Here is a 21982-nt window from a genome sequence, read left to right on the forward strand (position 1 = left end):
GTAATATGGCTTTTACTACGGGTCCTATTGAAAACTTGGGAAATCAACCTGCTAATGCAAATAGAGTTAGGGTGAAAATCCTTAACCGTACTGCGGGCCCACTTACTGGAGTAGCTAGAGTTTTTAGACTTGACGGTTCAATAGTATTAATTGAACAGGTAAACTTCAATGTGAATTCTAATACTTCTGTTATTGAAACTCTAAGTTTAGTTCATCCTGCTTTTGGACAAGCATTTGAATATGAAGTTCAAATTGTTCCTAATCAACCTGGTGGACTATATAGTGTTTATGGAATAACAGCTGAAAGTGTTATCATTACTGCACAACGTGTTGTGAACTCAGAATTAACACAGTTTCTTTAATTAAAATAGATTGGTGCCTACATGGTATCCAATCTATTTTTGTACTTATTCTTCAGAGGAAGAAGGGTTTTACACAAAAAATAAAGACGGTTATGGAAATAAGGAAAAGTCGAGCTATCATCTTGATTTTTATTATTTCTGTCCTAGACTCTATATGTTTTGTTGCACGGTTTTCTTTGAATGATTTTTATTCAAAATGTTTTTATGAGAGATTCAACAAATATGTATAATTGCATAAAAAAATTGAAATTTATAAGTTATCATTAAACTACTTTTTACTTTAAGAGAATAGTTTAATGATTTTTACTAGAGAAGAATATTCTTTGTGAAAAGTGAAATTGTTTATGCAATAGATGAAACTGAAATTTAGGAGAACAGGATGAAGAAGAAACTATGTACATAGGCTCTTTTGATTAATCAACTCAAATTATATTTTAAAGGGGAAATGGGTATATGAAGTTCCGAAACACAAAACTTGCTATGGTTACACTATCTTCATTTTTTATTTTAGGCTCTGCATCTCTATCATTCACAGATATCATACATGGTGAAGTAGTTTCTGCCTCTTCACAAGTAGATACGTTTTCAGCACAAGAGATTACTGTAAAAAACTATGACGATACATATTATAATAACGCTATAGGAAAAACGGGTTTAGAATTAAAGAAGGAACTTCATAATGTTATTGATAATCATACAAAGATATCATACAGTGCGGTTTGGGAAGCGCTAAGAGATACTGATGAAGATCCAAATAATAAAAATAATGTGTTACTCTTATATACTGGGCGTTCGCAAGGGAAATTTACGAATGGTTCAGGAGTTGATAACTGGAACCGAGAGCATGTTTGGGCAAAATCTCACGGTGATTTTGGAACGGCTGCAGGACCTGGAACAGATCTGCATCATTTAAGAGCGACGGATGTATCTGTAAACAGTTCACGTGGAAATCTGGATTTTGATAATGGTGGTGTGAATCATTCGGAAGCGACGGAATGTAAATATGATAGTGATTCTTGGGAACCTCGTGATAATGTAAAAGGAGATATTGCTAGAATGCTGTTTTACATGGCTGTTCGTTACGAAGGAGACAACGGCGAAATAGACTTAGAACTAAATGAAAAGGTGAATAACAATAAAGATCCATACATGGGGAAACTATCTGTTTTACTAAAATGGAATGAGCAAGACCCGGTCGATGATTTAGAGCGAAAGCGTAATGAAGTAATTTTTACAAAATATCAACATAATCGCAATCCTTTTATTGATCATCCTGAATGGGTGAATAAAATTTGGAACTAAGATGTTTAAAGGTATTATACTTTGATAGAAGGGATTGATCATTATGATCAATCCCTTCTTATGTTTATGCTAGAACAAATGGTTTTCATAGGAGTGGAATAGATTATAATAAAGCTTTTTACTTAAAGCAATAGTTTCAAGTGGTAAGCTTTATTTTCCTTCATTTGTATATGACTTTCACCGTACATACAAATTATTGCAACATTAGACAGGGAAACGAAAAAAATCCAAGAATATGTAATATAAAAGGAAAAGAAAAGAGGGAAAGAGATGTGGAAAACTACGGATCTATGTGATGAATTTGAACAGGAATTACAAATATGTCGCCAGTCTTTTCAATCTTATGGGAAGAAAGAACAATTCTATGGGAAAATCGCAACGGTAAAAGTGAAGGATGATAATGTACTAGTAAAAGAGGGGTTACAAACACTGCCGGAAGGAACAGTATTAGTTGTTGATGGTGGAGCTTCTAAAAATTGTGCGTTACTCGGTGATAATTTAGCAGCTATTGCGGAAGAAAGAAACTTAGCAGGAATTATTGTAAATGGATATGTTCGTGATTCTAGGGAGCTAAAAACTATTAATATCGGTATTTTAGCATTAGGGACGATGCCAAATAGAAGTATAAAAGAAGGAAAAGGAGAAAGAAATATTCCATTGCAATTTGGTGAAGTTGAATGGAAACCGAATGAATATGTTTATGTAGATGAAGATGGAATTATTGTTAGTGATAAAAGCTTACATAGTGAGGGGTGACTTCTATTTAATGGAAGCTTATTAAGCTATTATTCTTAGAAAATAAATCCGATAAAGCATGGACAAAATTCTTTGTCAATAGTAAAATAATACAGAAATTTAAAATTTACGAATGTATAGGTTTATCGTTTTACGATAACTTGATTGGAAGTAAATTTTGCCTAGAAAAGTGAATGTTATCACAATGGTGCGTTCATAAACGAAATTATTTTTCCTATACAAATATAGCCGCGAATAATGCGGGTAGGAGGTGTTGTACATTTTGTTCGACACTTACAAAAAGAGAGTGTCAACCGCACGCCCTTAAAGGGTCTTTTTTTGTGTAAATGTTAGTAAAGGGAGGGGATTTTGGGATGGCAATGTTAAAGAAATGGCTGCTTACATCATTAATGGCAGTGGCACTTGTATTTGTTTCTTTTGCGAATACAGTACATATTACGTTTGCTGAAGGAAAGACAGCGAAACTTGCAATTATTGGTGAATCACAAAAAGGAATTATGTTATGTCCAAAAGAAGTTTCCATTGAAGATGGAGAAACGGCTTTTAGTTTGCTACAAAAAGTCATGGGTGACAAAGTAACATCTGAAAGTATGTCATTTGGAACGTATATAAAGGGCATCGATGGATTAATGGCCGGAGCAACGAGCGGTTGGTTGTATGATGTAAATGACAAATCTGCAGAAGTTGGGGCGGATAGTTATAAATTAGAGTCTGGGGATGTTGTTGCATTTCGTTACGTTGCAGACTGGAGCAATATGAGTCAAGAAACATTGCAACAAACGTTAGATAAATTTGGCACTTGTAAAACTGTAGAAGAGCCAAAACCAGAGGAACCGAAAACAGAAAAACCAGATGGTAAACCAGAGGAACCAAAACCAGAAGAACCGAAAACAGAAAAACCAGATGGTAACACAGAGGAACCAAAACTAGAAGATAAAACACCAGAACAACCAAATCAAGAGAAAGTCGAAATTCCAGCAACACAATTAAACGAAGCGATTTCTAAAACATCAGAAAAGATGTTACAAGATGGAATTGGTAGTGATTGGGTTGCGATTGGACTTGCTCGTTCAGGTGTAAATGTTCCACTTGAAACGAAAATAAACTATGTTAAGCCAGTAGCTGAAAAGGTTAAGAAGCGTTTAAATCGTTTTTCAGCAACAGATTTAGCTAGAACGATTATTATGATGAATGCAATGAACGTAGATCCTACAAAGGTAGAGGGACAAAATTTAGTACAAAATTTATTTGAATCAGATAAAGTGAATTCCGTTACAGGATACGCATTTACATTACTTGCATTAGATACAAAGAAATATGAGGTTCCAGTTGAAGCGAAATGGAATCGAGCTGCTTTAGTACAAGCACTTTTACAAGCGCAGCATACAGACGGTGGCTGGACATATGATAGTTCAAGTAGTAAAGAAAGTGCTAGTAACGTTGATGTAACAAGTATGGTATTAGCAGCATTAGCTCCTTATCAAGAACAACAAGACGTTAAGCCAGCTATTCAAAAAGCTGTGGATTACTTATATAAGCAGCAGTTAGACAATGGTGGTTTTGCCGCTGATGGACAAGAGAATTCTAATAGTACTGCACAAGCAATTATTGGACTATCGTTAGTTAAAGATGTAGATCACAATCGTCTTAATAAAGCAGTACAAAATTTAATGTCATATCAGCTTCCAAATGGTGAGTTCAAATGGTTACCAAGTGATCAAAACGGTAGTGGAATGGCTACAGAGCAAGCGTTTTTAGCGTTACTTCAGTTTAAAGAGCTTGGAAAATCGATTTATGATTGGTCAAATGTAGTAGAGAATGAAATCGATACGAAACCAATTGTAGAACCAGAACCAACTGTAGAAGAAAAAGAAGTTGTAGAACAACCGAAACAACAAGAAGAGTTACAAAAACAACCAAAAGATGAAAATCTAAAAGTTGTTGTAGATAACGAACGAGTTAATAAAGAAACAAATAAGAATAAGAATCAATTACCACAAACAGGAGCATCTTCTCATAGTGCAGCTACACAAGTAGGTATGGGTGTATTATGTATTGCTTCTGCATATGTATTATGGAGACGTAAAGCAGCTTAACAAAAATTAGGAGCAATCATTTGCTCCTAATTTTATTATAAAAGGTGAGGGCTAATAATGAGTGGGGATGAACAAAATCTCCACTCATTAAAGTTTCACTTTATTATGAAAGGTGAGGGGCAGCATGAGTAAGATGAAATGGTTCATTTCTTTAGTTCTTTCATTGGGATTATTAGCCGGATGTGAAGAAACGGCTGTAAAGCCTGAGAAGAAGCCAGAACCGAAGCAAGAAGAGCAAAAAGAAGTAGCGAAACAGGAAGAGAAACAAGCTGAACCGGAACAGAAACAACAAGAAGAGCAGAAAGATAAAGAAGAACAAAAAGTAGAAGAGAAACAAAAAGAAGCAAAAGCGCAGGAACAACCTGAAGTAAAGAAAGAAGAGAAACCAAAGGAACAGCCTGCTGCAAATAAACAACCGGAACAACAAAAAGTACAAGAAGAGAAACCTCAGCAACCGAAAGCTCCAGAGGTTAAAGAAGAAGCAAAGGTTGTTAATCAGCCGAAAGAAACACCAAAGCAGGAACAAAAAGTAGACCCGAATAAAGAGGAGAAAAACATACCAACTCCGACAATACCAAAACCTGAACCACCAAAACCAGATCCAGTACCAGTACCGCAAGCGAAACAAGTTACTATCTCAGTAAAAGGAAATGAAGGATATTTATTAGGTGCGAAGAAGGTTGATGTACAAGAAGGCGACACTGTTTATAGTGTGCTAGAGAGCACAGGATTAGAACTTGATGTAATGGGATCTAAAGGTGATATTTATGTAAAAGGTATTAATAATTTATATGAAAAAGATGTTACTGATACGAGTGGATGGAAATACCGTGTGAACGGTGCTTTTCCAAACTATAGTGCTGGTGTAGTTAAAGTAAAACCAGGAGATACAATCGAGTGGGTGTATGTATTAAAATAGGAAAGGATCTTCGGTAAAGGACTATGAAAATAAGCTTTTCTGCTTTACATCCTTTTGTGAATTTTTTCTATTATATTGGGGTGATGATACTATGTATGATGTGTCTTCATCCTCTTTTTTTAATTGGAGCAATTATACTAATCGTTATTATAAATATCATGCAAGGGAATAGCGAAAAAATAAGAAAGATGTTACCGGGTACAATCGTTTTCTTTCTTATGGTAATTTTATTTAATTCTTTATTAACACATAGAGGAGCGACTACGTTATTTCATTTAGGGGATAGCCGGATTAAGCTTGAGGCCTGTATGTATGGACTTGTTATGGGATTATTATTAGTTGCGATTATGTTTACGTTTGCTTCTTATAACGATATTATTTCGAGTCATAAATTTTTATATTTGTTTTCAAGAATTTCACCGAAAGTTGCATTGTTAACGATGATTACAGTACGGTTCGTTCCTTTATTTATACGAAGATTAAAGAAAATTACACTCGTCCAAAAAACGAAAGGTGTACAATTAGATTCAGGTTCACTCATTGAGCGTATAAAAAATGGAATGCAATTACTGCAAGTGTTATTAGTTTGTTCGTTAGAAGATGCACTTCAAACGGCGGATTCTATGCAAGCTCGTGGGTTTGGTGTAACGAAGCGTACGACTTATATTCGGTATAGAATGGAAAGACGCGATTGGTACACGCTAAGTTATTTAAGTATTCTATTTATAGCCTCATTCATATTTAGTTATTACGGTGGAGGGAAATTGATCATTTATCCGAAAGTGGAATCAATACTGTTCCAGCAATACGATGGAATGATGTTTTTCCTATTTATGATGTTTATTAGTTTACCGATTGTAATGGAAGGAAGGGAATGGATATGGTGGCGCATACAGAAATAAAGAATTTATCATTTATATATGCTGATGAAAATGAAGAAGCGTTACAGCATATTTCTCTTTCTGTTCAAAAAGGAGAATTTATAGTACTTGCTGGTGGTTCAGGTTCTGGGAAGACAACTTTATTGAAACATTTCAAAAAGGAGTTACTTCCAATTGGCACGCGTTCTGGGCATACATATTATGATGGTGCTTTATTAGAAGATGTACCAGATTTATTATCTGCACAAGAAATTGGTATGGTATTTCAAAATCCAGAAAATCAGCTCGTAATGGATACAGTTATTCAAGAATTAGCATTCTCTTTAGAAAATATCGGGCTACCATCACATATTATTCAAAAAAGAATAGCGGAACTCATTAGCTTTTTAGGATTTCAAGATTTGTTACATCAATCTGTTCATACTTTATCTGGTGGTCAAAAACAACTAGTAAATTTAGCAGCAGTATTAGTCATGCAGCCGAAGTTATTATTACTGGATGAACCGACAGCTCAGCTAGATCCGATTGCTGCAAAAGAGTTTTTAGGATTATTAAAACGTATTAATGAAGAACTTGGAATTACGATAGTTTTAAGTGAACATCGTTTAGATGAAGTGATGTCGCTAGCGACTCGTGTCGTTTGTATGAATAACGGGAAAATTGTTTACGATGATATTCCTAAAAGTGTGATAGCGAACATGTGGGCAGTAGAAAAGTTCCGTCCATTCATTCCGCAAATTCCAAGATTGTTTTTAGAGTGGAATGTAGAAGATATTCCATTTACAGTGCGAGAAGCGCAAATGAAAATGAATGATTTTTCAGCGATATCATATAGGAATGGGCAAGTAGAACAATGTGAAAAGCAAGAAGTAATTTTAAGTGCAGAACATATATCTTTTCAATATGAAAAAAATAGTCCACTTATTTTACGAGATTTAACAGTGAACATCGAAAAGGGAAAATGGACAGCTCTAGTTGGGAAAAATGGAACCGGGAAGTCTACACTGTTAACTATTTTAGCAGGATTGCAAAAAGCTAGAAGAGGTAAGGTAAAGTGGAATGGAAAAGTGATACATAAAATTGATTCGAAAGAACGATTTAAAAGTATAGGGTATGTATCGCAACATCCGTACTATCATTTTACATTTGATACAGTATGGGAAGAGGTTTATGAGCGTGCGCGTGAATTATATGGCGAAGAGGGAAAAGTAATAGCAGAAGAGATGTTGAAAAAGTTCTGGTTAGATTCGCTTAAAGAGCGGCATCCACATGATTGTAGCGGCGGAGAGCAACAATTACTGGCATTATGTACAACGTTATTATCAAAGCCAACTTTATTATTACTGGATGAGCCGACAAAGGGACTAGATCCATGGAAAAAGGAAAGAGTAGGAGAGCTATTTAAACAGTTGCAAAAAGAAGGTACAACAATTGTAATGGCAACGCATGATATTGAGTTTGCAGCGAAATACGTTGATCAATGTATGATGTTATTTGACGGGAAGGTCATTATGAATGATGCACCGAAAGAGTTCTTTAGTGGTAACTTCTTTTATACAACATCTATTAACCGATTCATCCGTAGAGAGTTGCCATTTGCATTAACGTGGGAGGATGTGTACGAAGCGTGTCCAAACGATATGTTGCATTTATAATATTTATTTTTGCCGTTGTAATATGTACACTACTCTTTACGACTCTTATTATGGACGGGTATTACATGGTAAGTAGTTTGTTTTTATTAGCTGTCATTATGCTACCTTTCTACGTCCGTTTTGAAAGGAAGTCGTTTGTTTCACGTGAAATTGTTATCGTTGCTGTGTTAGCGGCGATTGCAGCGGTTAGCCGGGTACCATTTTCTATTTTACCAAGTGTACAACCGACTTCTTTTGTCATTATCGTTTCTGCAATTGTTTTTGGGAGTGAAACTGGCTTTATGATTGGGGCAACGGCGGCTATTGTATCTAACATTTTTTTAGGACAAGGTCCGTGGACTCCGTGGCAAATGTTCTCTTGGGGCATGATCGGGTTTATAGCTGGGCTATTACGTAATACATTTTTAATGAAAAAACTGTGGGGAAGACTGTTGTACGGATTCGTCGTTGGATTTTTATTTGGCTGGATTATGAATTTTTGGGGTCTTCTTGGTTTTATACAGGAAGCAACGTGGGAGACAGTTATTGCCTACTATGTCGCAAGTTTTTCTTTCGATCTTAGTCACGCGATATCGAATGTTATTTTCCTTCTGTTATTTAGTACGTCATGGATTACGATCCTCACAAGATTTAAAAAGAAATACGGTATATTAGATGAGCATAAGGTGACATAGAAAAGCATATTCATATAAGGTAGGGTCGCGACTTACATATTCGTTTGCCTCTTTCATGCTTCTTACATATTGTAAGAAGCATTTTTTATTGTCAAAAAATAGATTCAATATATATCCGTTATTATATGAAATTATTTGTATAATAGCAGGTGAGAACTAATTTCAAGAGGGAGGTGTATAGTTAATGAAGTTAGTTATTCCGAAACAGCATGGAGCATGGGCGATGCTTGTTATTCCATTTCTATTAAGTGTATTACTTGGCAAACCTACTTTTTATCATGTCCCATTGTTTTTAGCCTGGTTCTTTATCTATCTAGCTACTTATCCATTTCTCATGTACATAAGGAAAAGACGAAAAAAAGAATTTCTACACGCTACAATTGTTTATTTTATCATTGCATTTGTATTTGGGATGATTTCTTTATTATATGAATGGCGAATTCTTTTATTCGCAGTATTAATGATTCCGTTGTTTATTGTAAATATGTATTACGCTCGTCAAAAAAATGAACGAGCATTACTAAATGACATTTGCGCGATTATAGTGTTTTGTATAGGCGGCTTAATAAGTTATTATTTCTCAATGAAATTTATTGATAGAACAGCATTATTCATTGCGCTTATTTCATTTCTATATTTTTTAGGAAGTACGTTTTATGTGAAAACGATGATTCGTGAAAAAAATAATCCGAAGTATCGTTTTATATCTTGGGGATATCATATTGTATTAACGGTAATCGTATTTACTATAAATCCATGGTGTTCACTCATATTTGTACCAAGTGTAATTCGGGCCATTATGTTGTATGGCAAAAAGATTTCTATATTAAAAGTAGGGATTTTAGAAATTGTTAATTCTGTATATTTTTTAATAATAACGGCAATAATGATGAAGTATGCCATTTGAAAAAACTTCCCATCTTTTGATGGGAAGTTTTCATTCTTGTTCTAAAATGTGAACGGTGTAATCGCAACGTTGAAGGGCTTGCTCTACAGCGTAAAGGGATTGTTCAATACGTGCGCGATTAAAATCTTCTTCAACAGTTTGTAGTGCTTCTTCTAAACAATGTTTTGCTTCTTGTAATGATTGAAAAGAATCTTGTACATAGCCGCGAGCATTTTGATGCATTTCATAATCCTCCTTGAATGTTCATATATGTATAGTATGAACAGTAAGGAAGAAAATATAATTTGTTGTATTTGTTTGACAATTAAAGTGAAATTACGTATAGTAAGATTTAAGTGAATATTTTCTTATCCAGAGAGGTGGAGGGACTGGCCCGATGAAACCCAGCAACCGCGATGCAGGTGCTAATTCCAGCAGAACATATTTGTTCTGGGAGATAAGACGAAGATATATACGTAACTTCTTCTTATCGGAGAGGTTTTTTTGTTGCAAAAAAACCGATTACGAAAACATATAATAAGAAGAAAGGGGTTGCGAAGTACTGTGACACTCGAAAAATACGTAAAACTGCGTAGTACAGTTTATGAATATATGATAGAGCAGGATAAGCCAATATCATTGTTAGATATTCAAGAACATATCGTTTCGCATCATGAAGGAAAATTCACTAAAAAAATGTTACATCAATTTTATTTATCAAGATTATTAGATGAACTCAAACTGGATGGGAAAATTACTTTAGCTGATGATGAATATCTCTATGCTGAAAAAGGGGTACTTTATAAAGCGGGAAAAGGGAGCTGAGCTCTCTTTTTTTTGAAGTATGTAGAGTAAAAGACTGCTAAAGCAGCCTGATACAGGGAATGGTGTTGAGTGTGTAGTGTCAAAGATTGAATGTGCCTGAAAGAGGCACTTCATATCGGCTGCAAATGAAAAGAGACACCTTCGCCGAATAGGTGTCAGTCGTTTTGTCACGTAGACTCGCTACTTGACAGTTATTAGAATAACATGTAGGGTTTTTGAAGTCAAAAGGGAATTAAAGGAAGGGGTGTTGTTATGTACGCTTACTTATTAAAAGATATAACGAAATGGATTCCAAAGTACATTATAGATAGAGGGCATGAATACTATGAAGAAGGACATGTAGAAGATGTTGAAATACACGACAAGAAAGTATTTGCTTTCGTTACTGGAAATGCAGGGAATTATGAAGTGATTATTGATCTTGAAGATTTTACAGAAAGTAGCTGTGAGTGTCCTTATGAGAATTTTTGTAAGCATATGGCAGCGGTCGTTTATGATATTCAAAGTGCTGGTGAGAGTACAGTTAAAGAACAACTGAATGGTTTAGAAAAAGAAGAGTTACTAACAGTATTAAATCGTTTATTACAAAGTTCGAAAAATGTGCAAATCGTAGAGGAGATGTTAAAGAAAGGGAAGATTTAATTTATGAATGAAATCGATCGTATTATAAATTGTTGCAATTATGATGACGAACTTTTTCGTACGTATATTAAGTGTTTAGTCCAATTGAAGAAGTGTAGTGAAACGTTAAAACAAATTCAGGTACAATTAAGAAATGATTATTTAATAAGAGGGATTTGTGAAAGAGAAGTTGATGAGGTAATAAAGGGAAGTAAAGAATATGAAACATATTTTCTTCCTAAAGTATTGCAGTGGAATTTCCTTAAGAACAATCCTCATATGATTGAAAAGGTGTGTGAAGATTTGTTTATATATGAAGCATTAAATCATGCAGAGGTAGAGTGGAGGAAGGTAATAAGCTGTATAGATAACGAATGATTTATTATATAAAAAAGCTAGTATAAAACTAGCTTTCCGTTTAAATAAATAAGAAACATAGACTAATGATAAATCCTGCATATAGTAAGTTAACAACACAAAATCCCATAATATCACGAGCGCCTAAACCAGCTATCGCTAATGCCGGTAATGCCCAGAAAGGTTGAATTAAATTTGTCCAAGCATCGCCCCATGCAATTGCCATCGCTGTTTTCGCAGCAGGTACACCAAGTTCAGCGCCAGCTGGAATCATAATTGGTGCTTGCACTGCCCATTGACCGCCTCCAGATGGAACGAAAATATTTACAATGCCAGCACTTAAAAATGTAAAGAGCGGGAATGTGGTTTCATTTGAAATACTAATAAAGAAAGTAGAAATAGCTCCTCCAAGCGAAAGCCCTTCACTATTTACTCCAATCATCATGCCCATAATTCCAGCATAGAACGGAAACTGAAGTAAAATACCTGAAGCACTCTTAGTTGAGTCAGAGAAAGCGCGAATATATTGAATAGGAGTACGGTGGAAAATAAGGCCTGCAATTAATAACATAAAAATAACGATATCAAGTGTAAGGTTAAAGCCTTTCGTACTAAAATAGTTAAAAATATAAATAAGACCTAATAACCCGATGCAAAGTGTAATAATCATACTATTTTCCATTTTTTCAGCGAATGTTTTTTGCTCTACTTCTTGAGCTGCAGCTTCTTCATGGAACACACTTGGATCTACTGTAATTGTATGTTTTTCATCTGGATGCATTGCTTTATTAATGAGAGGCATCGTAATTAAAAAGATAATAACTGGAACGAGAGCATATGGCGAGAATAAAGTTTCTGTTATTGGAATCGCTTCTTTAATACTTCCAGCTGTCGTTTTTATTAACGTTTCGCCGCCTGTTGCTAATGTAAGAGGGATAGAAGCAGAAAGACCTGCATGCCAAATGAGAAATCCAGAGTAGGAAGAAGCAATTGCTAACCTATAATCTAATCCTTCTAACTGTCTTGCGACTTCTTTTGCATATAAAACAGAGACAACAATACCAAATCCCCAGTTTATGTATACTCCTAGTAAACTTACGATTGAAATAGCAATAATACCTTGTCCATTCGTTTTCGGTAGTTTCGCTGCTTTCGTTAATCCTTTTTTAATAAGAGGAGCGTTTGCTAATGCAGATCCTGTCACGAGTACAAGAGCCATTTGCATAGAAAAGGCGAGAAGTCCCCAAATGCCATTGCCCCAATGCGTAATCATTTCTACCGGTGTTTGGTGCGTTGCAAACATGCCGAAGAAGATAACGAAAACAGTTAATAAACACGATAAAATAAACGGTTCTGGTAAGAAACGCTGCACAAGGGCAACACATCCATTTGTAAATGAACGAAACAAAATAGATCAACCTCCTTATGTATGTTTATTACAATGTTCGAGGTTGCTTGGGGGATAACCTTTAATTTATGTAAAATTCAGATATTTAAGATAATTGTAATTTATTAATAAATGGATAGGCTTATACTAAGTTGGATAGATAAAATAAGGGCATGTAAACTTAGACTATTAAATTAAGCGAGGGTGCTACTATTATTGTTTTAGAAGTACCATTTTCTCCTGATTTTTATTCTGAATTTAAGAATACGGAAGTATCTAAAGCAAATCTGTATATAACAGGTTATATCGATAAATTAGCTGATGAAGATCATTTTGATTTTATTAAAAGTATTAATTTAGATTAAAAAAGTGCACCTCCGATTGTTAGACTGTGTCTAATAATCGGAGGTGCACTTCAAAGGAATCAACTTTTTTTATTGAACTAAAGCACTAGTTAGCTTAGTAGCAAATGATTACAACCGGCTATTTCTCCCAAAGTTCGATCAATCGGCCTTCAGGATCTTTAATCCAAATAAACTTTCCAAATTCACTAATCTCTTCTTTCTTTTCAAGAGGTACACCAATTTGTTCAAGATGCTGAATAGTCTCGTTTAGATTATGTACTTGGAAATTTAACATCACTTGTTGTTCTGTTGGAAAATAACTGTCATTTTCGGTGAAGAAAGAAAAGATAGTCTCAGTTCCTAATTCGGGTTTAATTACAGTCCCATTCCAATTTTCTATTTCAATCTTCAACACTTCACTGTACCATTTTTTTATAACATCAAGATTCTTAGTTCTCCAAAATATTCCTCCGAAACCTTTTATCATTGTATTTAACTCCTGTCTATCTTTTAATTTTTAATGACATAAGTTCAACCTTCAATAAAACGCAGTGCACAAAGAGAATGGTGATCGGTTAGATCTTTTGCAAATTGTTGATTCGGAAATCCTCTGTGAAGCAATCTCAACCCGCCTGAAGTTAAGGATATATGATGATGGAATCGATAGAATAACATCCTGTTGGGATCGAGAGCATCATTCTTTAAATATCGATAATAATCCCCAAATCGAAACTGCAAAAAACTGTGCTCATGCTCAATATCAAAGAATTCGGCTCCTTCGATATCAATCAAATAAGGTTCTAGTTTGTCATTAATTAATACATGATCAGGGCCGAGTTCCCCATGTATAAATCCATAACGACTTCTTGGTTCAATTTTTGATTCAAGCTCGTACAATGTATCGAGTAGATTGCTATGACTAGCCCTGATGCTGTCAATATGTTGGCATGCGTAATCTAAATCTTTTTTTGCATTCTTCATTTGCAAGTGATGACATTTTTCCGTGTTGATCCCACTTTGATTCGCTCTCCCATGAGTAAGTCTCTCGTTGGTATGCATGTCCGCCAGCATATCTCCTATCCGCTGAAACACTTTATCTTTAACATATGAATCGGAATGTTGAAAATAAACTTCTGCCTTTTGTCCATTTACATATTCAACGAGAGCATAATCATAAGGATAACGGTTTCTTTCCGTATTCAGATCATATAGAAGGGGAGTTTGAATTCCTTGTTGGATTAAATACTTGTTATTTAATTCAAATAAATCACTACTATAGGATTGCTCATGTATATCTCCGTTAGCTATTTCTTCTTGAAAATAATTCATGGTAATATCCCAAACATACAGAACGCAGGAAAATCCATTGCTGCAGTCAATCTTATAGACTACCTTTTGTGCACCGCCATGCATTTTCGTTACACTAGAAACCAAATAACTGGTACCAAAGACCTTTTGCATATACTCCTGTAAATCAGATTGATCAAGGTGACAAGTGATTCTCAATGAATAACACCCCTTTTCTTAGATTTTGCTGTCAATCAAACTATATAAAAAATCTAATCAAAAGTATAGACTGTTTATTTATAATTTGTTATGATGTTAAATTAGGTCTGGAAAAATAGTCATATAAAAACCGGTTGGAGCTCCAATGGTTTTTTTGGTGAAATCATTCTTACTTCTCAAATACCTCGCCACACAAAAACTTAAAATGTATTACAATGAATGAATCTATACGATTTTCAATCCTTCTTCTTTTCGCTAACTTTACCATTATTTTTAATTGAGTATTACTGCCCCGTCAATTTAAGTGAAAACCTTCGCAATCTCAATGGTCTATTCAAACTTGAATAATCTAATTGCCTGGAAACGTTCCTCAACAATCTGGCCCTTTAGTGGAGTAACTTTATTGCTACTCAGCAGTTCCTTAATCCGCCTTTCAGTTCAGATCTTCTTTTCACTATAAAAACATCTCTTTAGATAAACAGATCCAAAGGGACAAAACATCGCGTCTTTTTTATAAACACCGTGACTTTATTTAAAAGCGACATTAAAAATATTCTTCAAATCCTGGAAGCGTATGTTTGCCGCAAACAAAAAGAACCATAAGCTTGCCGTTTTGGCAAAATTATGGTTCTTATCACAAAGTAAAAGCAATGTGCGGGATTTTAAGTATAGTATTACGAAGTTTCGCTAATTTTAGTTTCTGTAGGAGTGTTATTAGCAGTTTTTTTCTTAATCTTAAAGTGATAGTAGGTGTAGCAAAAAATGATAAATGGTACAGTGCAATAGATTCCTAGTCTTTGACTTGGGATAAAGATAAGACTTATTAATATAATGCCATACAATCCAAAACCGAGAATTGGGACAAGAGGATAAAGTGGAGTTCTGAATTTTAAGTTTTCTAATTTTCCACCTTCGGCTAAATAATGTTTACGGAAAAAGAATTGAGAAACACAAATTGACATCCAAACAATAATTGTAATGACTCCAGAAATTGAAATCAGCCATAAGTAAACCGTTTCAGCAGCTACAACGCTTGTCAAAAGAGAAAAAGCAGAAATAGCTATCGTCAAGATTAAAGCGTTTAGAGGTATCCCTCGTGATGATAATTTCTTTAAAAAGGCTGGAGCCATATCATTTTTTGATAATGACCAAAGCATTCGAGTTGCAGCGTATAGTCCTGAGTTTGCGACAGAAAGAACAGCAGTAAGAATAACAAAGTTCATAATATCAGCTGCATATGGAATACCTATATTATCAAATACAGCAACAAACGGACTCTTTGTTAATCCTGCCTCTTCCCAAGGAATTAAAGCCACGAGAACAAAGATTGCTAAGACGAAGAAAAACATTGTGCGCCATATTATATTTCTAATAGAGCGAGGTAAAGTCTTTGCTGGATCTTCACTTTCACCTGCTGCGATTCCAACAAGTTCTGTACCTTGGAAGGAATAATTGACTGTAACCATTGTTAATAAGATAGCGGCGAGTCCATTTGGGAATAAACCACCATGATTTACGAAATTTGAAAGAAGCGGAGCGGGTTCGTTTCCTTTTAAATCAATAAAGCCGAACATAGCGGCGCCGCCAAGAATAATGAAAGCAATAATGGCAGATACTTTAATACTTGAAAACCAAAATTCTGTTTCTGCATAACTACGAGCGGATAATGCGTTAATAGTGAATATTGTAACACCAAATATTAAACACCAAACCCAGACAGGAATATCAGGAAACCATCGCTGCATTGTAATACCGGCAGTTGTAAATTCAAGACCAGTCGTATTTGCCCAGCTTAGCCAATACAACCATCCGATGGTAAACCCAGTTGCGGGATTGATGAACTTAGTGGCATATTCCTGGAAGGAACCTGAAACTGGCATTGCTACAGCAAGCTCACCAAGACATAGCATAACGAGATACATTAATAATCCACCGGCCATAAAGGCAAGTACGGATCCACCAGGTCCAGCTTGACTTATTATAAAACCAGATCCGTTAAATAACCCAGTTCCAATCACACCACCGAGTGCAATCATGAATAAATGTCTACTTTTCATCGTGCGCTTTAATTCATTTTTTGTATTGTTTACTTGCGTCATTGTTTTCCTCACTTTCATAATTGGTAGTATGAAATTCGATGTTTTTCCGTATTATGGAATGTATTCCGTGATGTGAAATCTTGTTATAATTTTCAGATAATTAAGAAGAAAAGTCAACAGTTTTTTGTTTGCGTTTTCAACTTGCTGTTAGTGTTATATCTCTATTTTTAGAAAATTAAATAAATTAATTGATTTCAGTTTGAATTTTTGATAAATTGATAGTTAATTAGGCTAAACATACTACAAGTAAAGTTGAGGCGAGTTATGGTACAGTCCATTGATCGAGCGATAGGTATTATTAAGTTACTGAATTCTACAAATGAAAAAGAGTATTGGGCTATTTCTGATATAGCTGATAGAACACATCTCCCGGTTAGTACAGTACATAGGTTACTGAACTCTCTAATGGAGCATGGATTAGTTACGCAAATTTCAGAAACAAAACAGTACAAGATTGGACCAATGTGGATGGAAATAGGATTACGTCAATTGGAGAAGGTAGACTACAGATCTGTTGCAAGAGAAGTGATGAAGCGTTTGGCCTCTGAAGTTGAAGAAAGTGTTTATTTGAACATTCCAAATGGAACACATTCTATTATCATTGAAAGAATTGATAGCCCTTTAAAAATTCGAGTTATCGATAACTTAGGGGAACAGATTCCTCTTTCGATTGGCGCCGCAAATAAAACGATGCTTGCTAATATGACAACGAATGAAATGGAATACATTGTAGAAGATTTACTTTCTTCTTTACCAGAACAAAAGCAAATTCTTCTTGATCAAATAAAGCAGATAAAAAATGAAGGATATGCTGTGAGTTATGGTGAAAAAACAGAAGGGACAGCATCAGTAGCTGCACCTATTATCGGATTTAATCATAAAGTAGTAGGAGCATTAAGTGTTGGGTTAATTAGTCATCGCATTAATGATGATCGACTATCTTTTCTTATTAGTAAGGTAAAACAAGCTGCTCATGAAATATCAATAAAAATCGGCAGTACATCAGAATTATAATTTTGATTGCTGTCGTCATTTTTTATTCATATATTGGAAATGAATTTCATAATGCGGAAAAATAGGGGGATTTATATGTCAAAGTGGCAATCTAAAGAACAATTGATTCAATTATTAAGCAATCTTGTTGAAATTCCTAGTATTACAGGTTCAGAAGCTGAAGTTATATTGCCAGACTTTGTTGTAGAACAATTAGCTGACTTACAGTATTTCAAACAAAATCCGCATCATTTGCAAAAAAATCCGACAGGGGATGGAAGATATTTTGTTACAGCCCTAGTAAAGAAAAGCGATAGTACGAAAAATACCGTAATTCTTGTTAGCCACTTTGATGTTGTAGATGTACAAGATTACGGAGTGTGGAAAGAAGATGCATTTAACCCTAAAAAGTTAACATCTATGTTTTATTCTCATAAAGATGAGCTACCAGATCATGTACGGGAAGATATAGAACAAGGAGATTGGCTATTTGGTAGAGGAACAATGGATATGAAATGTGGTCTAGCTTTACAAATGGCGATGGTTGAGCAAGCTTGTGAAGGAAGATTTGATGGGAATGTTCTTTTATTGGCTGTTCCAGATGAAGAAGTGAACTCTGTAGGGATGAGGGCTGCTGTTCCGAGATTATTAGATTTAGCAAGAGAACATGACTTAGAATATAAAACGGTCCTAAATTCAGAGCCTATGTTTTCAAGGCATCCTGGTGATCAAAATAAGTATATTTATACTGGTTCTATTGGGAAGGTGTTACCTGGTTTCCTTTGCTATGGAAAAGAGACACATGTAGGCGAACCTTTTGCAGGATTAAATGGGAGTTATATGGCTTCATTATTAACAGCAGAATTAGAGTTGAATACGGACCTTTGTGATATTGTAGAAGGGGAAGCGAGTCCTCCACCAACTAACTTGCTTCAAAGGGACTTAAAGGAGGATTATTCTGTACAAATTCCTCATCGTGCTGTCACATTATTTAACTTGTTTTTACTAGAAAAAACGATGACAGATGTAGTTTCGTTGTTACGTCAAAAGGTAACGAAAGTAGCAGAGAAAATCGAAGAATCGTATGAGGAGCGAGCGTATCATTTTTCTAAGTATAATCCGTTCATACCGCCTAATCTTAAAGTAAATGTATTAACATATGAAGAGCTTATCACTTATGCAATTGAACAACATGGACAAAAAAAATTAGAGGAAATTCAATCTAATATTATAAAAAATAGAGAAGATAAAGATGATCGTGCGGTAACCATTGATTTAGTAGACAAATTAGCTATCTTATGTAAAGAAAAGGCTCCGATGATTGTACTTTTCTTTGCTCCGCCGTACTATCCAGCTGTGAGTTCACGCAACAATCCTTTAATTAAAGAGGTAGTTGTAGAAATGGAAAAGTATGCCCACTATAATCATAGCATTACATTTGAAAATCAAAATTATTTTGGAGGAATTTCAGATTTGAGCTATGTGGGCTTGCAGTACCCATTAGATTCAATGAGTTCCCTTGTAGACAATATGCCATTATGGGATAAAGGTTATTCGATTCCACTTAAGGAATTAGAAGTGTTTGACGTTCCAGTATTAAATATGGGGCCAGTAGGAAAAGATGCACATCAATGGACGGAGCGTCTGGACGTAAATTACGCATTTGAAACGCTATTAGATATGTTGCCTATATGTATTGAAAAATTACTTGTTTCTAATAAAGTTACACAGTGATAGTGTCTGTATAAGAGAGATAGAAAAAAGGACCGTAATTGGTCTTTTTTATTTTTGAAATATGATTTCATTTTACCTTGATGGACATAGGGGTCACCGCACACATCTATCAACTTAAGCATTTTATAACACACCTAAAACGAAAAAATGTGCATCTCCAGATGAAAATGTACATTTTTTGTTTTGGGATACTTGTTTCTCTTATCTTAATAGTGATGTGGTGAGAACCATTAATTGTAATCATCATTTTGATAATCGTTATCTAATCTCAGCACTCTTCCATGTGGACGATATTTTATGTGAAAGGTACTATGTTATTACTTGTACTGAGGCTCTTCATGTTCAATTTGCAGAAGACGAGGATTTAAAGATTCAATAATTTCTTGAGTTTGTTGTGCTGCACCTGTATATAATTGTTTTGCTTGCTTGTTATCAGTTCCGTATATTTTCGTTAAAATGTGGACGGGTCACCATGGCCATCAAGATAAGGTTTTAATGTACGCCCAAAACAAAAAAATGTACATTTTCACTTGGAGATGTCAATTTTCTCGTTTTGGGATATTTACTTTTCTGAGCTTGATAGCGATGGACGATATCCCTATTACGTAATGATTGTTAGACGTCCAATTTGATTACACTCTTCAGCGAACCAAAGATCGCCATCCGGACAAAACGTGATACCATGTGGCTCTGCATTATTTGTAGGTATCGTATATTCCGTAATAACTCCTTCAACTGTAATACGGCTGATTTGGTTACCTCCCCATTCCGTGAACCAAAGATCTCTGTTCTTCCCGGGTATTATGGCATGAGGGCGAGCGTTCGGCGTCGGTATAACAAATTCTTTGACCGCACCTTCGAACGTAATTCTACCAATTTTATTGCCCATGATTTGCACAAACCATATTGCTCCATCTGATCCGCTCGCAATTCCAACTGGTCCGGAGTTGGGTGTTGGGATTGGATATTCTGTCACCTCACCTTTAGTGGTTATTCTCCCAATCCTATTGTTCTGATTCTGTGTAAACCATAATGCCCCATCTGATCCCAGAGTAATAAAAGAGGGAAATGATTTGGAGTTAGGCAATTCAAACTCGGTGATTTCCCCTGACTTTGTTATTCTTCCGATCCTACCATTATTCATTTCTGTAAACCATATTGCTCTATCTGGGCCTTCCGTTATGCCAAAAGGTGCAGCGTTCGTTGTAGGGAGTACATATTCTTCAAAAAGACCGTTCATCGACATTTTACCGATCTTGCTTGAGTTATATTCCGTAAACCATAAGTCACCGGTCTGGTCCGAGATAATTGACATAGCTCCTGCATTTGCTGTCGGAATGGGGAAAGAATTTATTTCACCATTAGCATTTATTCTACCAATTCGATTCCCTTTCTGTTCCGTAAACCACAATGCTCCGTCTTTTCCTACGGTTATTCCATATGGTCCTGAATCTATTTCATTGACCACATATTCTTGTATCGTGATCCTCATATCATTTCCTCCCATTGAAAATTTTGAGTCTTGTTTTTCGGTATAATTTAGTTTAAAAAAGGACATTCCTGGTATTACAGTGGATGCCCTTTTTGCTAAATTATAAGATATTTTGTTAGAATTCAAAGTCTAGAATCATTTTACTGGTTTGACCTGTAAACTTATAATTATAGGACCCTTTCAGGCTTTCTAATTCACCAGTAGCTTTGATGATTGTTGCAGGGGAATCTAGATTTCCTTTATCAAATATCCCTTGCTCTATAGCTGTAAATGTCCCTCGTTTTCCCTTATAAATTCCTTCGAAATGTAAAAATCCGGAAATTTTAGCAGTGGCCAAGTGTCCATCATCTATAGTTGATTCTAAATAATATAATAAATATTCAACAAAAGCTTTTCCTTTTAATTCACCGTCAATATCATATTCGACATGGGCAATATTAATAGGGAAATCTTTTCTAGTGTCATTGACTGGCTTTTCATCCCATTTACTTACTGTAAATGTTACTTCCATACGCGTAAACCTCCCTTCATCATTAGATGAGTAATCTACCTCCATTATATCACCTAAAAAGCACCATCAATAATTATATCTCATAGGAGTGTTTCTAAAGTAACGGATGCTGCTGGTAAGACCCTATTAAGAACAAAAGACGACTTATCTTTTGTTCTTCTTATATGACATTGAAAGTGAATTTTTATTTAAAAGTTTACTTTCACAGTTTCAAAAAGAAAAACTATTTATGAAGGGGTTCTTTACAAACAAAAAGAAGGCATCTCGAATAAAGATTAATCAAAATGGCCTTCTCTAAACATGCCCATCAACTTAAGAATTCAGAATTACCCCAAAACGAGAAAATTGGCATCCTCAGGTGAAAATGTACAATTTTTTGTTTTGGGGGTACTTCAAAATGTTAGGTTGATGGGCATTTGGTGCTATTTTTTATTATACATCTCTAAATTTTAGAGAATGTTCACAGCTGTGATTTTGCAGGTTGAAATAGCAAACCTAACGATTGTAGTTGGATTTATAGGTAAAGTACCTAGAACTATACCAAGACCTGTTTGTTCCACGTTAAAACCTACTGCAATAGAA

21 protein-coding genes, 2 pseudogenes and 1 riboswitch are annotated in these 21982 nt (G+C 35.0%); of the genes and pseudogenes, 14 read left to right on the forward strand and 9 right to left on the reverse strand.

The features are described 5' to 3' along the window. Positions 1-5: 5 nt before the first annotated feature. From MR071_RS22580 to MR071_RS22620, 9 genes are all read left to right on the forward strand, one after another. The gene (locus MR071_RS22580; protein ID WP_105587288.1) at positions 6-362 is read left to right on the forward strand and encodes an ATPase; all 357 of its coding nucleotides are present in this window, start codon (positions 6-8) and stop codon (positions 360-362) included. 453 nt (positions 363-815) lie between these two features. Further along, a complete protein-coding gene (locus MR071_RS22585; RefSeq protein ID WP_242238065.1) occupies positions 816-1664 on the forward strand; it encodes an endonuclease I family protein in 849 nt (282 codons plus the stop codon). Between the two features lie 270 nt (positions 1665-1934). After that, complete coding sequence (rraA, locus tag MR071_RS22590; protein ID WP_193647716.1) at positions 1935-2420, forward strand: ribonuclease E activity regulator RraA; 486 nt, start codon at positions 1935-1937, stop codon at positions 2418-2420. Between the two features lie 353 nt (positions 2421-2773). Beyond that, a complete protein-coding gene (locus MR071_RS22595) occupies positions 2774-4516 on the forward strand; it encodes a DUF4430 domain-containing protein (protein ID WP_242238066.1) in 1743 nt (580 codons plus the stop codon). 124 nt (positions 4517-4640) lie between these two features. Then, the gene (locus MR071_RS22600) at positions 4641-5435 is read left to right on the forward strand and encodes a DUF4430 domain-containing protein (RefSeq protein ID WP_242238067.1); all 795 of its coding nucleotides are present in this window, start codon (positions 4641-4643) and stop codon (positions 5433-5435) included. Between the two features lie 23 nt (positions 5436-5458). Next, positions 5459-6337 carry an energy-coupling factor transporter transmembrane component T gene (locus MR071_RS22605; RefSeq protein WP_105587283.1) on the forward strand — a complete coding sequence of 293 codons (879 nt, stop codon included), beginning with the start codon at positions 5459-5461 and terminating at the stop codon, positions 6335-6337. Further along, positions 6310-7971, forward strand: coding sequence for an ABC transporter ATP-binding protein (locus MR071_RS22610; protein ID WP_142395919.1), 1662 nt, complete (start codon positions 6310-6312; stop codon positions 7969-7971). The genes MR071_RS22605 and MR071_RS22610 overlap by 28 nt, the downstream gene beginning before the upstream one ends. Beyond that, positions 7944-8645, forward strand: a complete 702-nt coding sequence (locus MR071_RS22615) for an ECF transporter S component (protein ID WP_105587281.1) — start codon at positions 7944-7946, stop codon at positions 8643-8645. The genes MR071_RS22610 and MR071_RS22615 overlap by 28 nt, the downstream gene beginning before the upstream one ends. A gap of 184 nt (positions 8646-8829) precedes the next feature. Beyond that, positions 8830-9552, forward strand: coding sequence for a YwiC-like family protein (locus MR071_RS22620; RefSeq protein ID WP_105587280.1), 723 nt, complete (start codon positions 8830-8832; stop codon positions 9550-9552). Between the two features lie 30 nt (positions 9553-9582). On the opposite strand, the gene MR071_RS22625 is transcribed toward MR071_RS22620, so the two are convergent. Further along, positions 9583-9774 (reverse strand): hypothetical protein, encoded by a 192-nt coding sequence (locus tag MR071_RS22625; protein ID WP_105587279.1) that lies wholly within the window; start codon positions 9772-9774, stop codon positions 9583-9585. A 122-nt stretch (positions 9775-9896) separates the two neighbouring features. Beyond that, positions 9897-9995, forward strand: a riboswitch (SAM riboswitch). Positions 9996-10035: 40 nt separating this feature from the next. On the opposite strand from MR071_RS22625, the gene MR071_RS22630 reads away from it, so the two are divergent. The 3 genes from MR071_RS22630 (at position 10036) to MR071_RS22640 (ending at position 11355) form a co-directional block, all read left to right on the forward strand. Next, positions 10036-10356, forward strand: coding sequence for a hypothetical protein (locus MR071_RS22630; RefSeq protein WP_242238068.1), 321 nt, complete (start codon positions 10036-10038; stop codon positions 10354-10356). A gap of 252 nt (positions 10357-10608) precedes the next feature. Next, complete coding sequence (locus MR071_RS22635) at positions 10609-10998, forward strand: SWIM zinc finger family protein (protein WP_105587278.1); 390 nt, start codon at positions 10609-10611, stop codon at positions 10996-10998. A 3-nt stretch (positions 10999-11001) separates the two neighbouring features. Continuing rightward, positions 11002-11355, forward strand: coding sequence for a group-specific protein (locus MR071_RS22640; RefSeq protein ID WP_105587277.1), 354 nt, complete (start codon positions 11002-11004; stop codon positions 11353-11355). A 40-nt stretch (positions 11356-11395) separates the two neighbouring features. On the opposite strand, the gene MR071_RS22645 is transcribed toward MR071_RS22640, so the two are convergent. The 4 genes from MR071_RS22645 to MR071_RS22660 form a co-directional block, all read right to left on the reverse strand. Further along, the gene (locus tag MR071_RS22645; RefSeq protein ID WP_242238069.1) at positions 11396-12742 is read right to left on the reverse strand and encodes a short-chain fatty acid transporter; all 1347 of its coding nucleotides are present in this window, start codon (positions 12740-12742) and stop codon (positions 11396-11398) included. Between the two features lie 462 nt (positions 12743-13204). Continuing rightward, positions 13205-13552, reverse strand: a complete 348-nt coding sequence (locus tag MR071_RS22650) for a VOC family protein (protein ID WP_105587276.1) — start codon at positions 13550-13552, stop codon at positions 13205-13207. A 44-nt stretch (positions 13553-13596) separates the two neighbouring features. After that, entirely contained in the window at positions 13597-14526 is a 930-nt protein-coding gene (locus MR071_RS22655; RefSeq protein WP_105587341.1) for a phosphotransferase, read from the reverse strand. Between the two features lie 719 nt (positions 14527-15245). Beyond that, the gene (locus MR071_RS22660) at positions 15246-16670 is read right to left on the reverse strand and encodes an amino acid permease (RefSeq protein ID WP_105587275.1); all 1425 of its coding nucleotides are present in this window, start codon (positions 16668-16670) and stop codon (positions 15246-15248) included. A 264-nt stretch (positions 16671-16934) separates the two neighbouring features. On the opposite strand from MR071_RS22660, the gene MR071_RS22665 reads away from it, so the two are divergent. Together MR071_RS22665 and MR071_RS22670 are read left to right on the forward strand one after the other, a co-directional pair. Further along, positions 16935-17684: an IclR family transcriptional regulator gene (locus MR071_RS22665; protein ID WP_105587273.1), complete on the forward strand. Its 750-nt coding sequence runs from the start codon at positions 16935-16937 to the stop codon at positions 17682-17684. A gap of 75 nt (positions 17685-17759) precedes the next feature. Further along, positions 17760-19397, forward strand: coding sequence for a M20/M25/M40 family metallo-hydrolase (locus tag MR071_RS22670; RefSeq protein ID WP_242238070.1), 1638 nt, complete (start codon positions 17760-17762; stop codon positions 19395-19397). Positions 19398-19714: 317 nt separating this feature from the next. Here the strand turns inward: MR071_RS22670 and MR071_RS22675 are convergent. From MR071_RS22675 to MR071_RS22690, 4 genes and pseudogenes are all read right to left on the reverse strand, one after another. Continuing rightward, a pseudogene (locus MR071_RS22675) lies at positions 19715-19843 on the reverse strand (DUF1657 domain-containing protein); the annotation flags it as partial. Between the two features lie 155 nt (positions 19844-19998). Then, positions 19999-20889, reverse strand: coding sequence for a Vgb family protein (locus MR071_RS22680; RefSeq protein WP_242238071.1), 891 nt, complete (start codon positions 20887-20889; stop codon positions 19999-20001). A gap of 115 nt (positions 20890-21004) precedes the next feature. After that, entirely contained in the window at positions 21005-21400 is a 396-nt protein-coding gene (locus tag MR071_RS22685) for a DUF3224 domain-containing protein (RefSeq protein ID WP_078174465.1), read from the reverse strand. Positions 21401-21849: 449 nt separating this feature from the next. Continuing rightward, positions 21850-21982: pseudogene (locus MR071_RS22690) on the reverse strand (bclA protein); the annotation flags it as partial.

It is taken from the genome of Bacillus cereus group sp. BfR-BA-01316, assembly GCF_022664195.1.
Classification (GTDB): Bacteria; Bacillota; Bacilli; order Bacillales; family Bacillaceae_G; genus Bacillus_A.

Bases quoted from the DNA above. Each gene is read 5' to 3' on its own strand.
- rraA (WP_193647716.1), top strand. From the start codon at position 1,935: ATGTGGAAAACTACGGATCTATGTGATGAATTTGAACAGGAATTACAA.
- MR071_RS22600 (WP_242238067.1), top strand. From the start codon at position 4,641: ATGAGTAAGATGAAATGGTTCATTTCTTTAGTTCTTTCATTGGGATTA.
- MR071_RS22635 (WP_105587278.1), top strand. From the start codon at position 10,609: ATGTACGCTTACTTATTAAAAGATATAACGAAATGGATTCCAAAGTAC.
- MR071_RS22625 (WP_105587279.1), bottom strand. From the start codon at position 9,774: ATGCATCAAAATGCTCGCGGCTATGTACAAGATTCTTTTCAATCATTA.
- MR071_RS22605 (WP_105587283.1), top strand. From the start codon at position 5,459: ATGAAAATAAGCTTTTCTGCTTTACATCCTTTTGTGAATTTTTTCTAT.
- MR071_RS22660 (WP_105587275.1), bottom strand. From the start codon at position 16,670: ATGACGCAAGTAAACAATACAAAAAATGAATTAAAGCGCACGATGAAA.
- MR071_RS22665 (WP_105587273.1), top strand. From the start codon at position 16,935: ATGGTACAGTCCATTGATCGAGCGATAGGTATTATTAAGTTACTGAAT.
- MR071_RS22580 (WP_105587288.1), top strand. From the start codon at position 6: ATGGCTTTTACTACGGGTCCTATTGAAAACTTGGGAAATCAACCTGCT.
- MR071_RS22595 (WP_242238066.1), top strand. From the start codon at position 2,774: ATGGCAATGTTAAAGAAATGGCTGCTTACATCATTAATGGCAGTGGCA.
- MR071_RS22670 (WP_242238070.1), top strand. From the start codon at position 17,760: ATGTCAAAGTGGCAATCTAAAGAACAATTGATTCAATTATTAAGCAAT.
- MR071_RS22650 (WP_105587276.1), bottom strand. From the start codon at position 13,552: ATGATAAAAGGTTTCGGAGGAATATTTTGGAGAACTAAGAATCTTGAT.
- MR071_RS22655 (WP_105587341.1), bottom strand. From the start codon at position 14,526: ATGCAAAAGGTCTTTGGTACCAGTTATTTGGTTTCTAGTGTAACGAAA.
- MR071_RS22620 (WP_105587280.1), top strand. From the start codon at position 8,830: ATGAAGTTAGTTATTCCGAAACAGCATGGAGCATGGGCGATGCTTGTT.
- MR071_RS22610 (WP_142395919.1), top strand. From the start codon at position 6,310: ATGGATATGGTGGCGCATACAGAAATAAAGAATTTATCATTTATATAT.
- MR071_RS22680 (WP_242238071.1), bottom strand. From the start codon at position 20,889: ATGAGGATCACGATACAAGAATATGTGGTCAATGAAATAGATTCAGGA.
- MR071_RS22640 (WP_105587277.1), top strand. From the start codon at position 11,002: ATGAATGAAATCGATCGTATTATAAATTGTTGCAATTATGATGACGAA.
- MR071_RS22585 (WP_242238065.1), top strand. From the start codon at position 816: ATGAAGTTCCGAAACACAAAACTTGCTATGGTTACACTATCTTCATTT.
- MR071_RS22685 (WP_078174465.1), bottom strand. From the start codon at position 21,400: ATGGAAGTAACATTTACAGTAAGTAAATGGGATGAAAAGCCAGTCAAT.